The sequence below is a fragment of the Streptomyces achromogenes subsp. achromogenes genome (assembly GCF_000720835.1).
Taxonomy (GTDB): Bacteria; Actinomycetota; Actinomycetes; order Streptomycetales; family Streptomycetaceae; genus Streptomyces; species Streptomyces achromogenes.
The window spans coordinates 248,942-266,597 of the sequence record NZ_JODT01000017.1 but is presented as its reverse complement, the minus strand read 5'-3'; the positions used below and the strand labels follow the sequence as shown (position 1 = coordinate 266,597).

The 17,656-nt window shown below is 73.4% G+C and carries 13 protein-coding genes; 6 read left to right on the top strand and 7 right to left on the bottom strand.

Features of this window, described 5'->3' with window-relative positions; all coding sequences use genetic code 11:
* Positions 1-82 precede the first annotated feature (82 nt).
* Together IH25_RS0119035 and IH25_RS0119030 are read left to right on the top strand one after the other, a co-directional pair.
* On the top strand, positions 83-1,858 hold the full coding sequence (locus IH25_RS0119035; protein WP_051754017.1) for an RICIN domain-containing protein: 1,776 nt from the start codon (positions 83-85) through the stop codon (positions 1,856-1,858).
* 139 nt (positions 1,859-1,997) lie between these two features.
* A complete protein-coding gene (locus IH25_RS0119030; RefSeq protein ID WP_030611405.1) occupies positions 1,998-4,538 on the top strand; it encodes a discoidin domain-containing protein in 2,541 nt (846 codons plus the stop codon).
* A gap of 36 nt (positions 4,539-4,574) precedes the next feature.
* Here IH25_RS0119030 and IH25_RS0119025 read toward each other — a convergent pair whose 3' ends face one another.
* Complete coding sequence (locus IH25_RS0119025) at positions 4,575-5,741, bottom strand: amidohydrolase (protein WP_030611402.1); 1,167 nt, start codon at positions 5,739-5,741, stop codon at positions 4,575-4,577.
* A 140-nt stretch (positions 5,742-5,881) separates the two neighbouring features.
* Between IH25_RS0119025 and IH25_RS0119020 the strand changes: the two genes are divergently transcribed.
* The 3 genes from IH25_RS0119020 to IH25_RS0119010 all read left to right on the top strand — a co-directional run bounded on the left by IH25_RS0119020 (position 5,882) and on the right by IH25_RS0119010 (position 10,430).
* Positions 5,882-7,345 (top strand): aminotransferase class I/II-fold pyridoxal phosphate-dependent enzyme, encoded by a 1,464-nt coding sequence (locus IH25_RS0119020; RefSeq protein ID WP_030611399.1) that lies wholly within the window; start codon positions 5,882-5,884, stop codon positions 7,343-7,345.
* A 433-nt stretch (positions 7,346-7,778) separates the two neighbouring features.
* On the top strand, positions 7,779-10,058 hold the full coding sequence (locus IH25_RS0119015) for a catalase (RefSeq protein ID WP_030611398.1): 2,280 nt from the start codon (positions 7,779-7,781) through the stop codon (positions 10,056-10,058).
* Positions 10,059-10,175: 117 nt separating this feature from the next.
* Positions 10,176-10,430 (top strand): chaplin, encoded by a 255-nt coding sequence (locus tag IH25_RS0119010; protein ID WP_030611395.1) that lies wholly within the window; start codon positions 10,176-10,178, stop codon positions 10,428-10,430.
* 48 nt (positions 10,431-10,478) lie between these two features.
* Here IH25_RS0119010 and IH25_RS0119005 read toward each other — a convergent pair whose 3' ends face one another.
* The 6 genes from IH25_RS0119005 to IH25_RS0118980 all read right to left on the bottom strand — a co-directional run bounded on the left by IH25_RS0119005 (position 10,479) and on the right by IH25_RS0118980 (position 16,685).
* Entirely contained in the window at positions 10,479-12,266 is a 1,788-nt protein-coding gene (locus tag IH25_RS0119005; RefSeq protein ID WP_030611392.1) for a SpoIIE family protein phosphatase, read from the bottom strand.
* Positions 12,263-13,312, bottom strand: coding sequence for an ATP-binding SpoIIE family protein phosphatase (locus IH25_RS0119000; protein ID WP_030611389.1), 1,050 nt, complete (start codon positions 13,310-13,312; stop codon positions 12,263-12,265). The genes IH25_RS0119005 and IH25_RS0119000 overlap by 4 nt, the downstream gene beginning before the upstream one ends.
* A complete protein-coding gene (locus IH25_RS0118995) occupies positions 13,312-13,755 on the bottom strand; it encodes an ATP-binding protein (protein ID WP_030611386.1) in 444 nt (147 codons plus the stop codon). The genes IH25_RS0119000 and IH25_RS0118995 overlap by 1 nt, the downstream gene beginning before the upstream one ends.
* A complete protein-coding gene (locus IH25_RS0118990) occupies positions 13,755-14,135 on the bottom strand; it encodes an STAS domain-containing protein (RefSeq protein ID WP_030611383.1) in 381 nt (126 codons plus the stop codon). The genes IH25_RS0118995 and IH25_RS0118990 overlap by 1 nt, the downstream gene beginning before the upstream one ends.
* Positions 14,132-15,025 (bottom strand): STAS domain-containing protein, encoded by an 894-nt coding sequence (locus IH25_RS0118985; RefSeq protein WP_030611380.1) that lies wholly within the window; start codon positions 15,023-15,025, stop codon positions 14,132-14,134. Before IH25_RS0118985 ends, IH25_RS0118990 begins: the two co-directional genes overlap by 4 nt.
* Positions 15,026-15,506: 481 nt before the next feature.
* Entirely contained in the window at positions 15,507-16,685 is a 1,179-nt protein-coding gene (locus IH25_RS0118980) for an acyltransferase family protein (protein WP_030611377.1), read from the bottom strand.
* Positions 16,686-17,207: 522 nt separating this feature from the next.
* Here IH25_RS0118980 and IH25_RS0118975 point away from each other — a divergent pair.
* On the top strand, positions 17,208-17,645 hold the full coding sequence (locus IH25_RS0118975) for a Fur family transcriptional regulator (RefSeq protein WP_030611373.1): 438 nt from the start codon (positions 17,208-17,210) through the stop codon (positions 17,643-17,645).
* The last annotated feature ends 11 nt before the right edge of the window (positions 17,646-17,656 follow it).

Below are 17,656 nucleotides of genomic sequence, written 5' to 3'. Positions count from 1 at the left end.
CGGGCGACGGGAGTCCATTGCCGCGGCGGGGCCGGAGCCGGATCGTTCCGTGCGACCGGCCCTCAGGCAACTAGGAGCTACCGTGCGACTGTCGATCCGAGCGGGCGGCGCCGTGGCCGCCGCCGTCGCCCTGGTCCTGGGCAGCGGCACCGCGTCCCCCGCCGACGCCCGCTACACCGTGACCGTGGGCACCCCGGTACCGTTCCCGCATCCCACCGACACCCCCGCCACCGCGTTCACCGACCGCGACGGCACCTTCCACTACCAGCAGTCCGCCGCGCTGTACGGCGCCGACGACCCCCGGGTCTGGGACTTCTACACCGGCAAGGACTTCGACACCGCCGTCTTCGACCGGACCCTGAGCGAGGCGGCCGACCCGGCCAACCCCGCCGACCGCAACGACGACACCACCTGGCGCTGCGACAACAGCCCCACCGGGCGCGAGGCGACCTACGCGCCGGCCGGCTCCGGATACGCGCGCAAGAACTACTGCGACCTGTCCGGGGTGTGGATCGACCCCGACACCGGCGACTGGTACGGCCCGGTGCACAACGAGTTCACCCCGCGCCCCTTCGGCGACGGGCTGCACTACGACGCCATCGACTACGCCGTCTCCACCGACCGGGGCCGCACCTGGACCATCAAGGACCATGTGCTCACCTCGCCGTACAGCACCAGGCGCGGCGACACCACGGCCTTCCCGCACCAGACGTACTCCTACGGTGACGGCGACCAGCGCCTGTTCGTCGACACCTCCTCCGGCTACTTCTACGTGTATTACGGCTCGCGGATCGTCGACAAGAGCGGCGGCTGGAAGGCCTTCCACGAACACGTGGCCCGCGCCCCGATCGCCGCGAAGATGGCGCCCGGCTCCTGGCGCAAGTGGTACGACGGCACCTGGTCCCAGCCCGGCACCGGCGGCCGGGAGAGCAACATCGTCCCCGTGGACGCCGGGCACCCCACCGGCTACACCCCCGCCGGCGCCGAGTACGACCCGGCCAACACCGGCACCGCCGCCGAGCAGATCGCGGCCGGGAAGATGCCCCCGACCTCACCGCTGTTCGTGATGAACATCGCCTACGACGCCCACCTCGGCCGGTACATCGGCACCCCGCAGGCCGTCGACCAGAGCGGCGGCGCGCCGCAGTACCTGTACGCCACCGACGACCTGGCCACCCAGAAGTGGCAGCTCATCGGCGACACCGGCGACTACACCACCGCCTCCTGGTATCGCTGGTTCCTGGATCCCGTGAACCGCACCGGATCCGCCGTGCTCGGCCGGACCTTCCGCGCCTACTGCTCCTTCGGCTGCTCCCACGGCTCCTCGGGCGAGTACGCCGACGTCACCGTGGACTCCGCCACGCCCGCCGCGCCGCCGGTGGACACCGGACGCCGCTACCGCATCGCCGCCGGCACCGGCCGGATCCTCGCCCAGGAGTCCGGCGGCTCCGCCGTCACCTCCCTGGCCCGGCCCACCGGCTCCGCCCGCGAGTCGTGGACCTTCACCCCGACGGGAGACGGCGCCTTCACCGTCGCCAACGCGGCGACCGGCCGCCTGCTGGGCGTGGATTCCGCGCGGCCGGCGGGCCGGGCCTGGGGAGCACGGCCCACGGTGACCGCGGCCCCGGCCGGCGGGCCGGCCGTCGGACAGCAGTGGTTCCTGATCGCGAACTCCTCCGCCCCCGGCACCCACCGCCTGGTCAACCGCTACAGCGGGCTCGTCCTCGGCCTGTCCGCGACCCCGGGCCGGCTCGCCGAGACCACCGCGCCGCGCACCTGGACGGCCCCCGCCGACTCCCTCGGCGCCGGCCGCACCGCAGGCGAACAAACCCTGACGTTCACCCCGTCCCGGACCTGACGCACCGCCACCCGGGAGTCCCGGCCGAAAAGGAGGTGGTGTCCGAAGGCTTGTGGCCGGCTTGGTTCATCCCTTAAATCAAAACCTGAACTAAGCCGTGGGGCCGGTGAGCCGGCCCCGCCATGTCTGGAGCCGCCGTATGAGATGGAGACCCCTGGGTGTCGCGCTGGCCGCAACGGCCGCGCTGACCGCCCTGCCCGCCGCCCACCCCTCGGCCGGCGCGGCCGAACTCCCCTTGTCCCAGGGGAGGACGGCCACCGCGTCGTCCGTGGAGAACGCCGGCACCGCGGCCGGCAAGGCCGTCGACGGGGACACCGGCACCCGGTGGTCCTCGGCCGCCGGCGACGACCAGTGGCTCCAGGTCGACCTGGGCGCCACCGCCTCGGTCACCCGCGTGGAACTCGCCTGGGAGGCCGCCTACGCCAAGGACTACAAGGTCCAGATATCCGGGGACGGCACGACCTGGACCGACCTGAAGTCCGTCACCGGCTCCGACGGAGGCGCCGACTCCCTCGACGTCTCCGGCCGGGGCCGCTACGTCCGGATGCTCGGCGTGCACCGGGCCACCCCGTACGGCTACTCCCTGTGGGAGTTCCGGGTGTTCGGCGGCACGGACGCCGGCCAGGCGGGCTGCGACAGCGGCAACGCGGCCAAGGGCCGGCCCGCCACCGCCTCCTCCACCGAGAACGCCGGCACCCCCGCCTCCGCCGCCTTCGACGGCGACACCGCCACCCGCTGGTCCAGCCAGGCCGCCGACCCGCAGTGGCTCCAGGTCGACCTCGGCGCCGTCAAGGACATCTGCAAGGTCGACCTGAACTGGGAGGCCGCCTACGCCAAGGACTTCCAGATCCAGGCCTCCGCCGACGGGCAGAACTGGAGCACCCTCAAGTCCGTCACCGGCGCGACCGGCGGCACGGCCTCGTACGACGTCAGCGGCTCCGGCCGGTACGTACGGATCTACGGCACCGCGCGCGGCACCGGCTACGGCTACTCGCTGTGGGAGGCCGGCGTGCACACCGGCACCAGCGGTCTGCCGCCGGTCCAGGGCGGCGGCGACCTCGGCCCGAACGTCATCGTCGTCGACCCCTCCACCCCGAACCTCCAGCAGAAGTTCGACGACGTCTTCGCCCGGCAGGAGTCCGCCCAGTTCGGCACCGGCCGCTACCAGTTCCTGCTCAAGCCCGGCACGTACAACGGCATCAACGCCCAACTCGGCTTCTACACCTCGATCTCCGGCCTCGGGCTGAACCCCGACGACACGCAGATCAACGGTGATGTCACGGTCGACGCCGGCTGGTTCAACGGCAACGCCACGCAGAACTTCTGGCGTTCGGCGGAGAACTTCGCGATCACCCCGTCGAACGGCACCGACCGCTGGGCGGTCGCCCAGGCCGCGCCCTTCCGCCGTATCCACGTCAAGGGCGGCCTCAACCTCGCCCCCAACGGCTACGGCTGGGCCTCCGGCGGCTACATCGCCGACTCGAAGATCGACGGCACCGTGGGCCCGTACTCCCAGCAGCAGTGGTACACCCGCGACAGCTCGGTCGGCGGCTGGACCAACGGCGTGTGGAACATGACCTTCTCCGGCGTCCAGGGCGCCCCCGCCACCAACTTCGACAGCGGCCCGTACACCACCCTGGACACCACCCCCGTCTCCCGCGAGAAGCCCTTCCTCTACCTGGACGGCTCCACCTACAAGGTGTTCGTCCCGGCCAAGCGCACCAACGCCCGGGGCGTGTCCTGGCCCGCGAACGCCGGCACCTCGCTCCCGCTCGACCGGTTCTACGTGGTCAAGCCCGGTGCCACCGCCGCCACCATCAACGCCGCCCTCGCCCAGGGCCTCAACCTCCTGTTCACCCCGGGCGTCTACCACCTCGACCAGACCCTCGACGTCACCCGGCCCGACACCGTCGTCCTCGGCCTGGGCCTGGCCACCCTGGTCCCGGACAACGGCGTCGACGCGATGCACGTCGCCGACGTCGACGGCGTACGGCTCGCCGGATTCCTCATCGACGCGGGCCCGGTCAACTCCGACACCCTGCTGCGCATCGGCACCCCCGGCGCCGGCGCCGACCACTCCGCCAACCCCACCACCATGCAGGACGTGTTCATCCGCATCGGCGGCGCCGGACCCGGACTCGCCACCAACTCCGTGGTGGTGAACAGCGACGACGTCATCGTCGACCACACCTGGATCTGGCGCGCCGACCACGGCAGCGGTGTCGGCTGGGACACCAACCGCGCCGACTACGGACTGCGCGTGAACGGCGACGACGTCCTGGCCACCGGCCTGTTCGTGGAGCACTTCAACAAGTACGACGTCTACTGGAGCGGAGAACGCGGCCGGACGATCTTCTTCCAGAACGAGAAGGCGTACGACGTCCCGAACGCCGCCGCCGTCACCCATGACGGCATCGTCGGCTACGCGGCCTACAAGGTCGCCGACTCCGTCACCACCCACGAGGCCTGGGGCCTGGGCAGCTACTGCAACTTCACGGCCGATCCGTCGATCGTCCAGACCCACGGCTTCCAGGTGCCCGTCACCTCGGGCATCAAGATGCACGACCTGATGGTGATCTCCCTCGGCGGCAAGGGCCAGTACGCCCACGTCGTCAACAGCACCGGCGCCCCCACCTCGGGCACCGACACCGTCCCCTCCAAGGTGACGTCCTTCCCGTAAACCCCGTACGACACCGCCCGCGGGCTGCGCCAGGCCTCAACCCCCGGCCTGGCGCAGCCCCTCCCAGGCCCGGCCGCGCAGGCCCGCGTCGCCCAGGACGTCCGCCGCCGTGCAGGCCAGCGCCTCCACCACGGCGAGGAGCACCTGCCGCGCCCGCTGCGAGGCCGCGGCCTCGGCGAACTCCGGCGTGTGGTCCGAACCCCCGGCGCCCATGATCGCGACGAAGGGATGGATGGCCGGCACCCGGCCGCTGACGTTGCCGATGTCGGAGGAGCCCAGATAGACGCCGGGCGCGGGCGCGGTGAGGGTGATCCCGGCCCGGTCCAGATGCCCGGCGAACCGCTCGGACAGCGCCGGGCTGTCCCGGAAGTGCTCATAGCGCACGCTCGCCCGCTCCACCGACACCACCGTGCCGGTCGCCAGGGCCACCCCCTCGGCGGCCGTGCTCAGCTGCCCGGCCAGCTCGTCCAGGGCGGCCGTCGTCAGCGCCCGCAGCCCGAACCGTCCCTCCGCGTACTCCGGGACGATGTTCGTGGCCGTGCCGCCCTGCGTGATGATGCCCTGCACATGGGAGCCCTCGGGCAGCCGCCGGCCGAGTGCCGACAACACGTTGAACAGCTCGATCAGCGCCGCCAGCGCGTCGATGCCCTCGGTCGGACTGCCCGTCGGATGCGCGGCCCGGCCCCGGAAGGACACCCGGTACTGCTCCTGCGCGGTCAGCGGGGCCCGCATCCAGTCGTACACCCCCGGGTGGAACATCAGGGCCGCGTCCACCCCGTCGAAGACGCCCGCCTCCACCTCCAGCGCCTTGCCGCCGCCGCCCTCCTCGGCCGGTGTGCCCACCGCGAGGACCGTACCCTCGGCACCCTCGCGCACGGCGTCCAGGACCAGGGCCGCCCCGAGACCGGCCGCCGCGATCAGATTGTGCCCGCAGGCATGGCCGAGCCCGGGCAGCGCGTCGTACTCCAGCGGGAACGCCACCACCGGCCGGCCCCGCCCCGCACGGGCCGTGAACGCCGTCGGCAGCCCCGCCACCCCGCGCCGCACCTCGAACCCCGCGCCCTCCAGCTCCCCGGAGAGCAGCGCGGCCGCCCGGTGCTCGGCGAACGCGGTCTCCGGGTCCGCGTGCAGCGCCGACGCCACGGACCACAGCGCGTCGGCACGCCGCGCGACCTCCTCCCCGATCCGGCGGTACAGCGACACGGGACCTCCTCGGTGCGGCGGGTGTGCTCCGTGCCGGGCCGGGTTCCACCCGGACGGGTCCTGACACGGGGCCGCCGGGTTTGGGGTGCCCCGCCGGTGCAACACGGTGGGTGCGGAACCGAACAGCTCAGGAGGCAGCCATGGACCACTCCCGCGTACCCGTGCTGGAGGCTCTTCAGGAGTTCCGGCGACGAGGGGACGTGGTGTTCGGGCCGCCCGGGCACAAACAGGGCCGGGGCACCGACCCGCGAGTGGCCGCCGTCCTCGGGCTGGACGTGTTCCGCTCGGACGTGCTCAGCCTCAACGGGCTGGACGACCGCCGCCAGTCCCAGGGCGTGCTGGAGCAGGCGCAGGAACTGATGGCCGACGCGGTCGGCGCCGACCAGGCGTTCTTCTCCACCTGCGGCAGCTCCCTGTCCGTCAAGACCGCGATGCTCGCGATCGCCGGACCGGGGGAGAAGCTGCTGCTGTCCCGCAACGCCCACAAGTCGGTCATCGCCGCGGTGATCATCAACGGGGTGGAGCCCATCTGGGTGCACCCCAAGTTCGACGGCGAACGGCACCTGGCCCACCCGCCGGAGGCCGACGACGTCCGCGACCGGCTGCGCGAGCACCCCGACGCCAAGGGCATGCTGCTGATCACCCCCACCGACTGGGGCACCTGCGCCGACGTGCGCGCCGTCGCCGACGTCTGCCACGGCGCCGACGTCCCCCTCATCGTGGACGAGGCATGGGGCGCCCACCTGCCCTTCCACCCCGGCCTGCCCGTGTGGGGCATGGACGCGGGCGCCGACCTCGTCGTCACCAGCGTCCACAAGATGGGCGGCGCCATCGAGCAGAGCTCGGTCTTCCACCTCCAGGGCGACCGCGTCTCGCCCGTCGTGCTCAAGCAGCGCGAGGACCTGCTCGGCACCACCAGCGCCTCCAGCCTGGTCTACGCCGCGCTCGACGGCTGGCGGCGGCAGATGGTCGAGCAGGGGCACGACCTGCTGGACGCGGCCCTGCACCGCGCCGAACGCGTCCGCGCCCAGCTGCGGGAACTGCCCGGGCTGCGGGTGATGGGCGGCGAGATCATCGACGAGGGGCTGGCCGCCGAGTTCGACCCGCTGAAGATCGTCGTCGACGTACGGGGCCTCGGCATCAGCGGCATGCAGGCCACCGAATGGCTGCGCGCCAACTGCCACATCGACATGGGCGGCTCGGACACCTGCCGGATCAGCGCCTCCATCACCCACTCCGACGACGAGCAGACCGAGAAGCTGCTGGTGGAGTCCGTGCGTGCGCTGGTGGAGCGGGCGGACACCATCGAGCGGCAACCGGCCGTGCACCTGCCCGAGCCGCACGCCCTGGAACTGGAACAGGCGATGCTGCCCCGCGACGCCTTCTTCGGCGCCACCGAACAGGTGCCCGCCGAACGAGCCGTCGGCCGCATCGCCGCGGAGACGATCAGCCCCTACCCGCCGGGCGTGCCGGTCGTGGCACCCGGCGAGGTGATCACCGCGGAGATCGTCGACTATCTGCGCAGCGGCATCGCCCACGGCTTCCTCGTGTCGGACGCGGCGGACTCCTCCCTGGACACCTTCCGCGTCGTCGCCCGTCCCTGACCGGGCGGATCCGCACACCGTTCGAACTGCGCCGCGCCGGGCCAGCGCCTAGGGTGGCGGTGCGGGCGGCCGGGTACCGGCGGCCTGCCCCGGGTCAAGAAGCCGGCCCTGCTGACGGACCCGTCCGCGGCAGCCGGCTGTGGCCCTGCCGACGGTCCCCGGGCCGGACCAGCGCGTCCGGCGGGCCCGCCGTCCCGGCAACTCGATACGAGACGGCCCGACTTCACCCCGACCGGGAACTCACCGAAGTTCCCGGTTTCGGACGCCCCGGCCCGGGGACCTCGGTACGAGGCCACCACCGGCCCCCTGCGCCCGGGACCCACCCGACGCGAGCCATGGCGCCGGCCGCACGCCCCCGGCGGGGCCACCGAGCGGCGGACACGCTTCGTCCCTGCCGGGCCCGCCCCCGTGACCAGCGAAGGAATTGCCACTGATGAGCGAGACGAACCCCCTGAAGCGAGCCGCGGACAAGGTGGCGGACGCCCTCCAGGGAGGACCCGCGGGCCCCGAGGACGGCATCCCGGGCAAGCCGGGCCCGAAGACGCCGCCGGTCGCCGAGCCGACCGACCCCCACGAGCCCTTCCCGCCCAAACCCGACCAGACCGGCCCCGACACCGTCTCCCCGACCGGGCAGCCCACCGGCGCCGACCAGGCCCGGATGGCGCAGAGCGGCAGCTATCTGACCAACGCCCAGGGCACCCGGCTGTACGACACCGACCACTCCCTCAAGGCCGGACCCCGCGGCCCGGTGCTCCTGCAGGACCACCACCTGCGGGAGAAGGTCATGCACTTCGACCACGAGCGCATCCCCGAGCGCGTGGTCCACGCCCGCGGCGCCGGGGCGCACGGCGTGTTCCGCAGCTACGGCACCGCGGCCAACGTGACGAAGGCGGCCTTCCTCGCCGAGGACGTCGAGACACCGGTGTTCGTCCGCTTCTCCACCGTGCTCGGCTCCCGGGGCTCCTCCGACACCGTCCGCGACACCCGCGGCTTCGCGACCAAGTTCTACACCAGCGAAGGCGTCTTCGACCTGGTCGGCAACAACATCCCGGTGTTCTTCATCCAGGACGCCATCAAGTTCCCCGACGTCATCCACGCCGGCAAACCGCACCCCGACCGGGAGATCCCGCAGGCGCAGAGTGCCCACGACACCTTCTGGGACTTCGTCACCCTGCACACCGAGGCCGCCCACCACACCCTGTGGAACATGTCCGACCGGGGCATCCCGCGCTCGTACCGCACCATGGAGGGCTTCGGCGTCCACACCTTCCGCCTGGTCAACGCGGCCGGCGAGACCACGCTGGTGAAGTTCCACTGGAAGCCGAAGCTGGGCGTGCACTCCCTGGTGTGGGAGGAGGCGCAGATCATCAACGGCGTCGACCCCGACTTCCACCGCCGGGACCTCGCCGACGCCATCGAGGCGGGCGCCTACCCCCAGTGGGAGTTCGGCATCCAGACCTTCCCCGACACCCCCGACCAGACCTTCGAGGGCATCGACCTGCTGGACCCCACCAACATCGTCCCCGAGGAACTGGCCCCCGTGCAGCCGATCGGGCTGCTCACCCTCGACCGCAACCCGTCCAACTTCTTCGCCGAGACCGAGCAGGTCGCCTTCCACGTGGGCCACCTCGTCCCCGGCATCGACATCACCGACGACCCGCTGCTCGCCGGCCGGCTCTTCTCCTACCTGGACACCCAGATCACCCGCCTGGCCGGTCCCAACTTCGCGCAGATCCCGATCAACCGGCCGCACGCCCCGGTCAACGACATGCTCCGCGACGGCTTCCACCAGACGGCCGTCCACCGGGGCACGGCCCCCTACCGGCCCAACTCCCTCGACGGCGGCTGCCCGTTCACCGCCGGCGCGGACCTCGGCGCGTACATCGAGACACCCGTACGCGTCCCCGAGGCGACCAAGGTCCGCGAGGCGCCCGAATCCTTCAACGACCACTTCAGCCAGCCGCGCCGGTTCTGGCTGAGCATGAGCCCGCCCGAGCGCGAGCACATCATCGGCGCCTACACCTTCGAACTCGGCAAGTGCTACGAAGTGGCCATCCGGGAGCGGGCGTTGCAGGTCCTGGCCAACATCGACCCGGAGCTGTGCGCGGGCGTCGCGGCGGGCCTCGGCCTGCCCGCGCCGGAACCCACCGTGCCCCTCGCCGACGTCCAGCCCAGCCCCGCCCTCTCCCAGGTCGGGCGCACCTGGCCCACCGACGGCCGGATCATCGGCATCCTCACCGGACCCGACGGCGACCTCGACGGCGTACGGGCCGTCCGCCAGGCCGTCCTCGACGGCGGCATGGTCCCGCTGATCGTGGCACCGGTCGGCGGCACCCTCGGCGACGGCGACGGCGCCCTGACCGTCCAGCGCACCTACGCCACCGCGCGCTCCGTGGAGTTCGACGCGGTGCTGGTGGCGGGCACCCCCGGAGTGGGCGCCGACGCCTTCGGGGCCCGGGACGCCAAGGCCGGCCAGCCCACCGCCGGGGCGGCCACCCCCGACCCGCGGGTGGGGCTGCTGCTGGGTGAGGCGTTCCGGCACGGCAAGGCCATCGGCGCGGCCAAGGGCGGTGAGGCGGCCCTGGAGGCGGCCGGCATCCCGCTGGACGCGCCCGGCGTGATCGCCGGGGACACCGCCACCGGTGTCCTCTCGGAGCTCACCCGGCTGCTCGGCGCGCACCGGGTCTGGGAACGCTTCCCGTCCGCCGCCTGACCGGCCGGACGGGGGAAATATCGCGGCGGGGCTGCCCGGACGGCGTAGCAGCGGAGGCGAACGGCACGCCGCCCGGGTGTGATGGAGACGACCCGACGTCAACCAGTGAGGCAGAACATGCGTCTTCGCTCCTTGGCCACCACGACCGTCATCACCGCAGCCCTCGCCCTGGCCGGCACGGCCACCGCCGTCGCCTCCGACGGCGGTGGCGGCGGCGCCTCAGCCGTCGGTGTCGCCACCAACAGCCCGGGTGTCCTGTCCGGCAACGTCATCCAGGTGCCGATCGGCATCCAGGCCAACGTCTGCGGCAACACCATCAACATCATCGGCCTGCTGAACCCGGCCGTGGGCAACGTCTGCGTCAACAAGTGACCCCAGCCGTGCGCCGGCCCCCGCGACCGGGGGCCGGCGCACGGCCGTTCACCCGATGGTGGTGCGGCACAGCAGCAGACAGATGTCATCGTCGTGTTCGGAGTCGTGCAGCATCGGTCTGAGCAGCGCGTCCGCCGCCGCGTCCAGCTTGGCCAGCTCCGCCGCGCCGAGCACCTGCATGGCCCGGGCGAGCCGGTCGATGCCCACGTCGATCCCGGCGGCCCGGCGCTCCACCAGACCGTCCGTGTACAGCGCGAGGACGGACCCGGCCGGCAGTTCGACGGTGTGCTCCTCGTACTCGTACGGCAGCGGGACCCCGAGCATGATTCCCGGCTTGGCGTCCAGCACCCGCACCTCCCCCCGGGGGCCGCGGGCGACGGCCGGCGGGTGTCCCGCGGCGGCCCACACCACCTCCGGCTCCCCGGGCGTGAACCGGGCGATGGCACAAGTCGCGTACAGCTCCGGCTGCTGGTGGCGGAGCATCCGGTGCAGCAGCGTGAGGATCCGGGCCGGGCCGTTGCCCTCGACGGCGTAGGCGCGCAGCGCGGTGCGCAACTGGCCCATGATGACCGCCGCGCGCAACCCGTGCCCGGTGACGTCGCCTATCACCGTCAGCACACTGCCGTCCGGCTGCGAGAACGCGTCGTACCAGTCGCCGCCGATGTTCAGCCCGTGCGTCGCCGGCAGATAGCGCGCGGCCAGGTCCAGGCCCGGCACGGCGGGCAGGTCCGTCAGCTGCGCGCGTTGCAGTGCCTCGGCGACATCCCGGTGCTGCTCGTACTGGCGGGCGTTCTCCAGCGCGATGCCCGCCCGCCGGGCCAGTTCCAGCAGCATCACGGTGGTGTCCGGGTCGAAACGCTCACCCGGCGCGGCCAGCGTCAGCACCCCCTGCACGGTGCGCCCGCCCAGCGGCAGGCACAGCAGCGGCCGGTCGGGGAAGAGCGCCGAGGCCGGCAGGTCGTCCACGCCGGGCAGCTGCCCGGGATGCGGGCCCGCGTGCTGGGGACGGCCGGTGCGCGCCGCCGTCACCGTGGCCGCCGCCCGGTCGCCCGGCGGGGTCCGCTCGTCGTCCACCAGCCAGACGTCGACATGCCGGGCGTACTCCGGGACCAGCAGCTCGGGCAGCCGGCGCAGGATGTCCTCGTGGTCCAGGGAGGCGTGCAGCACCGCGCTCGCGTTGGCCAGGAACGTCAGCAGCCGGCGGGCGTTCTCGGCTTCGGCGCGGGCCGCCCGCTCGGCGTCCAGGAGGTCCCGCTGGGCCAGCGCCGCCGCCTCCAGCTCGGCGTGCAGCGCCAGCACGCCCTGGTTGGTCTGGTGCAGCTCCTCCCGGTGCAGGCGCAGCAGCTCCTCCGTCTCGGCGAGGCTGGTCAGCACGGCGGCGGCGTCCTCGTCGGCGCTCAGCAGCGCCTCGGCGAGCGGGGCCTCCTGGGGGGCGGGCAGCGCCTCGGCGAGCGGGTCGGGCAGTGCCTCGGCGTGCGGTTCGTCCTGCGGGTCGGGCAATTCGTCGGCGAGCGGGGCGGCCTGCGGGTCGGGCATCGCCTCGGAGTGCGGCTCGTCCTGCGGGCCCGGCAGCGCGCCGGGGCGGACGAGCGTGTGCCGCCAGGGTTCCGGTCCGCCCAGGGCGATCCCCAGCCGGCCGTCCGGGCCGGCGGTCACGGTCAGTTCGGCGCCGCCCGCGTCCACGGCGTGCCGCAGCCGCACCCCGAGCGCGCTGAGGAAACGGGCGCGGTCGAGCGCGGGCGCCCCGGTGTCCGCGACGAGCCGCGCCAGCCCGGCACGGGCACGGGCCGCGTCGGCGGCGGAGGCGATGGTCCAAGTGTCGCGGGCGGCTGTCATGGGGTGGTGGTCCGGCGGTCGGGGGCCAGTACGGCCACGCTGGTGTCGTCGCGAACGGGGCGGGCGGGGCTGCCTGCGTCGCGCAGGATCGCCGCGGCCACCACCGACGGGTCGTGGGCGAGCAGCCCGGGGTCCTCCGGCGGGGTCCACCGGCTGGGCAGCCCGTCGCTGTGCACCACGAGCAGGCTGTCCTGGTGCCACGGCAGCCGGCGCACCGGGACCTGCGCCGGGAAGTACGCCCCGACGATCCCGGGATGGGTCACCAAGGACGTCCAGGACTCCCCGCGGCGCAGCCGGGCGCTCACGTTGCCGACCCCGGCGAAGCTGAGCTCCGCCCGCTCGGTGTCCACCTGCGCCACCGTCACCGCCGCGCCCCGGGTGGGCCGCAGCGCCGTGTGCAGCCGGCGCAGGATGTCCGCGGGCGGCAGATGCCCGGTGCGGCGCAGCTCCGCCACCGCCGCGGTGGAGGCGTGCGCGGCCTTCGGCCCGTGCCCGAGACCGTCCGCGAGCAGCAGCGTCAGCAGCCGCCCGGAACGCACCCAGCCCCAGGCGTCACCGCAGTGCGCGTCCTGGCCGAGGGAGACCGTGATCCCGCCCGCGGGCAGCCGCGCCGGGGGCGCCCCGCGCTCGCCGGCCTCGGCGTCGATCCGGGCCGCCGCGACCGTCCCCCGGCCGGGCCGGCTGTACAGGTGGAAGGCGTTGGCGCTGCGCCGGCAGCTGCCCAGCCCCGCGCCGAGCGAACCGTCGGCGGTGGAGTAGCCGTCGCGCAGGGCGGCGTCCACGTCGGCGATGCCCGGCCCGTGGTCCAGCGAGTACAGCTGGACCGACGCGCCCGTGCCGCCGGCCGGCGGATCCACCAGGTTCACCACCATCAGGCCGCCGCCCGCGTGCTTGAGCAGATTGGTGGCCAGCTCGGTTGCGACCAGCTCCGCCGCCGCCGTACGCGCGGGGGCCAGCCCCGAGTCGTCGCACGCCTCCCGGGCCGCCATCCGGGCGTCCCGCACCCGGGTGGAGTCGTGCACCGGGACCTCCCACACCCGGCCCATCACAGCCCCGGGCGGGACGCGGGCACCTGGGTCACCCAGGCCACGGCCGTGACGGTCGTCCCCCGGCCGGGCTCGGTGTCGACACTGAACTCGTGCACCAGCCGTTTCGCTCCGCTCAGTCCCAGCCCGAGGCCGCCGCCGGTGGTGTACCCGTCGGTCATGGCCAGTTCCAGATCGCGGATGCCCGGACCGTCGTCGATGAAACTCATCCGCAGGCCGCGGCTGCGCCCGTTGTCCAGCGGGGTGATCTCCACCCGCCCGCCACCGCCGTGCACCAGCGTGTTGCGGGCCAGCTCGCTCGCCGCCGTGACCAGCTTGGTCTGCTGCACCAGGCCGAAGCCGAGCCCCGCCGCGCACTGCCGCACCTCCTGCCGCACCCAGGCCAGATCCGCGTCCGAGCCGATGGGCAGGCTCGTCGCGGACACCTGGCCGGACCGCTGCATCAGCTCCCCCTCTGGTTCAGCAGTTCCATGGCACGGTCGACGTCCAGCGCGGTGACCAGCCCGGGCAGCGTGAGCCCCAGCTCCACCAGGGTGATCGCCACGGCGGGCCGCATCCCGGCCAGGACCGTACGCGCCGCCAGCAGCCGGGCCGTGGAGGCGATCTCCGCGAGCACCCGGCCGAGGAAGGAGTCGACCATGTCCACCCCGGAGATGTCGATCACCACTCCGGTCATCCGGTCGGTGGAGATGCGCTGGGTGATGTCCTGCTGCAACTGCTCGGCCATACCGTCGTGCAGCTCGCCCTGCAGGGAGACCAGCAGCACGTCGCCCAGGGCGAGCACCGGCACCTGGGCCGAATGGGCGGGAAGGGGCTGGCTCACCGGACGCTCTCATTCGCGTGCGCCCGGGACACCTCGATGCCCTGCTTGCCGAGCGCGTAGGCCAGCGCGTCGGCCAGCGAGGACCGGGTGAGAACCGAGCCGAGGTCGATGCCGAGCTGCACGATGGTCTGCGCGATGGCCGGGCGGATGCCGGAGACGATGCACTCTGCACCCATCAGCCGGGCGGCGGCGACCGTCTTCATCAGGTGCTGGGCCACGAGCGAGTCGACGGTCGGCACACCGGTGATGTCGAGGATGGCGTACCGGGCCCGCTGGTCGACGATCGCCTCCAGCAGCGACTCCATCACGACCTGGCTGCGCGCGCTGTCCAGGGTGCCGATCAGCGGCACGGCGACCGTGCCCTCCCACAGCTTGATCACCGGGGTGGCCACTTCCAGCAGCTGCTGCCGCTGCCGCTCGATCAGCTCCGCGTTCGCGTCCAGCGCCGTCTCCATGACCACCAGCCGCAGCGTGCCCAGCAGCAGGGTCAGCGCCAGTACGGCCTCCTGGGCCCGCGGGACCGTGGGGTCGGCGAACTCCTCGCGCAGCAGCTCCATCACCGGCACGCGCAGCCCGGCCACCTCGTTGGCGATCTGGGACGCGGTGTGCCCGGAGCGGGCCCGGGTCTGCGTCATCCGCCCCAACTGGTCGCGCACCGGCACGAAGCCCGGCGAGCCCACGTCCTCCAGCCGTCCGCTGGCGGCCACCTCGGACAGCGCTTCCACCACGGCCTTGCACGCCTCCACCGCCTCGTCGCGGGAGACGGTGAAGACCGAGCGGAACAAGGGCGTGTCGGCCCAGCGCTGGGCGATCTGCTCCTTGCGCTGTTCCAGGAAGGAACTCACCACTTGCGGTGCCGATACGGCCGCGTCCTGCTCGGGCACTGTCATCCTCTCCTCTCGCACACCCAGGTGCGCCGGTGGGCCGGCTCTCCGAAGCCGATCATTGCCGACCGCCCACCGTAGCGACCGGTGTCCGGCCAGGCCAAACCCGCTCCCGGCTCTGTGACCAGGCCGACCATGGCCCGGGCCGGGGAGGGTGGGCCCGGCGGCGCGGGCGGACGAGCGGGCGGGACTCCTGTCGGCTGTCCGCTGGTTGTCCGGATACGACGGCTCGGCTCCTTCGGTGCGTGCGGCTGTCGCCGGCCCCGCGGAGCGCGTCCCCCGGACCGGCGTCGGTGAGCCGCCTACCCCCGAAACCCGCAGGCTCTCCTCGGTTTCGCCGACGTCACCCGTGCGTGCGACCCGGGGCCGGACGGGCGGGGCGGACGGCACCGGAACGGACGGCCGGGGAACGGGGGAACAGACGGCCGGAAGAAGCCAGGGGAATCGGCTGGAAAAGGAGAGGGATCGGCTGGAAAAGGAGGGGAAGTCAGTCGCGGGCCGGTGCCGGTGCCGGGGGCTCCCGCCGGGCCGGTACCTGATCCGGTCGCGCGGCCGGACGGCGGCGCAGCAGCAGCCGCCGGGCCGGGCGCTCCACCGCCTCGTACAGCACCCAGGACAGGCCGAGCGAGACGGCGAACGCGGTCGCGCCGACCGCCAGCCCCGCGCACGGGCCGAAGCGCGGCTTCGTGCCCAGCACGGTCGTCGCGGCGCGCAGCACCAGCAGATGGACCATGTAGAAGGCGAACGACAGCTCCCCGAGCCGCACCATCCGCCCGCTCCGCCACAGGGACGGCAGCCCGCGCAGGTCGGCGACCGCCGCCGCGGGGATGAGCAGCGCGAACCCGGCGAGGGTGCAGACGGTGGCCGAGTAGCCGGGCGTGACCTGCGGGACCAGGAAGTAGCCGATGACGGCCAGCGCGAGCGACGCCTCCAGCCCCGGCCCGCGCCAGCGGCCGAGCAGCACCAGTCGCGCGGTGACCGCGCCGAGCACGAACTCGGGCAGCCGGGCGGCGGGGAACGGGTAGACCGAGTGCGTCCACCAGTGGTGGGCGTCCGTCCAGGCCAGCAGGACGACCGCGGCCACCGACAGGGCGCCCAGCGCGGTCGTGGCGCGCGCCCCGAGCCGGCGCAGCAGCCCGATCAGCAGGGGGAAGGCGGCGTAGAAGAACGCCTCGCAGGCCAGGGACCAGCTCACCGGGTTCAGCGTCTGCCACCACGGGTGCCACCAGGAGTGCACCAGCAGGGCGTTCGCCAGGGCCTGGTCCGGCGCCGGCAGCGCCCGGTGCGTCAGCGTGCCCGCCATGACCAGGGCCATGACGAGGGTGACCAGGTGCACCGGGTAGACCCGGGCGATCCGCCGCCGCCAGAAGGCGAGCGCGCGGTCACGGGGCCGCGCCGACCAGGTCAGCACGAACCCCGACAGGATGAAGAAGAACGACACTCCGGTGGCGCCGGCGCCGAAGCCCCAGGACATCAGGCGGCCACCCGTGCCGCCGAACCAGCCGAAGTTGTGCACGTGCAGTCCGAACACCAGCAGCGCCGCCATCCAGCGCAGTCCGGTGAGCGACGGCAGGGAGGGCGGCGCGGGCGGTGCGGGGGACCCGGCCGCCGTCTGGCCGGCCCTGGCGGGCGGCGTCCGGAGCGCCCGGGTCGTCGCCGTGGTCATCGCATCACCTGCCGCAGGAGAATCGCGTGGGGCATGAAGGGGTTCGTTGCCCGTCCGCCCCCGGTCCATCACGTAGCCCGGGAAACTTCACACTGCTGCCGAACGACGCGTCGCCGGGGACGCCACGGACGGCGGGACGGTGTGCACCCGCACGAGTGAGGGCCCCGGCCCGCGGTCCACGCACGGCCGGCCGAGCCCGCACGCATGGTCAGGCTGCGGGTCCCGGGCCCGGGACAGGGCCTCCCGTCGGCTCCTTCTCCCCGGTCGGCTTCTGCTGTCCTGGCATGGAGTGCTGTCCTGGCATGGGCACGTTCCGTCGTGTCGCCTGCTGGGCGCGGGCCCGCTCACCGGCCTCGCGGGCCGCGGACCGCATGATGCGGGCATGCGCGCGACCCCGCCCCGTGGACCCGTTCCGACCGGTGCGCGGGGGCTTCGAAGACGGCCGGACGTCGCTCGTAAGCGACCAGAATTGCATCCTTCGTTTTCTTGAACCCCTCGTGTTTATGACGGTAGGTTCTGCCCATGTCCGCCTCCCCGAGACCGACCACCGCCGAGGAGCTGCGCGGTGCCGGCCTGCGCGTGACGGCAGCCCGCGTCGCGCTGCTGGAGACCGTCCGGGACGGTGACCATCTCGGCGCCGAGGCGATCGCCTCCGGTGTCCGTGATCGCGTGGGCCACATCTCCCTGCAAGCCGTCTACGAGGCCCTGCACGCGCTGACCGAGGCGGGTCTGGTGCGCCGTATCGAGCCGGCCGGCCACCCGGCCCGGTACGAGGGACGCGTGGGCGACAACCACCACCACATCGTGTGCCGGTCCTGCGGGGCCGTCGCGGACGTCGACTGTGCCGTCGGCGACGCGCCCTGCCTGACCGCCTCCGACGACCACGGTTTCGCCATCGACGAGGCCGAGGTCGTGTACTGGGGCCTGTGCCCCGGCTGTTCCACCGGCCGCAGTTCCTGAGCACCGAGTTC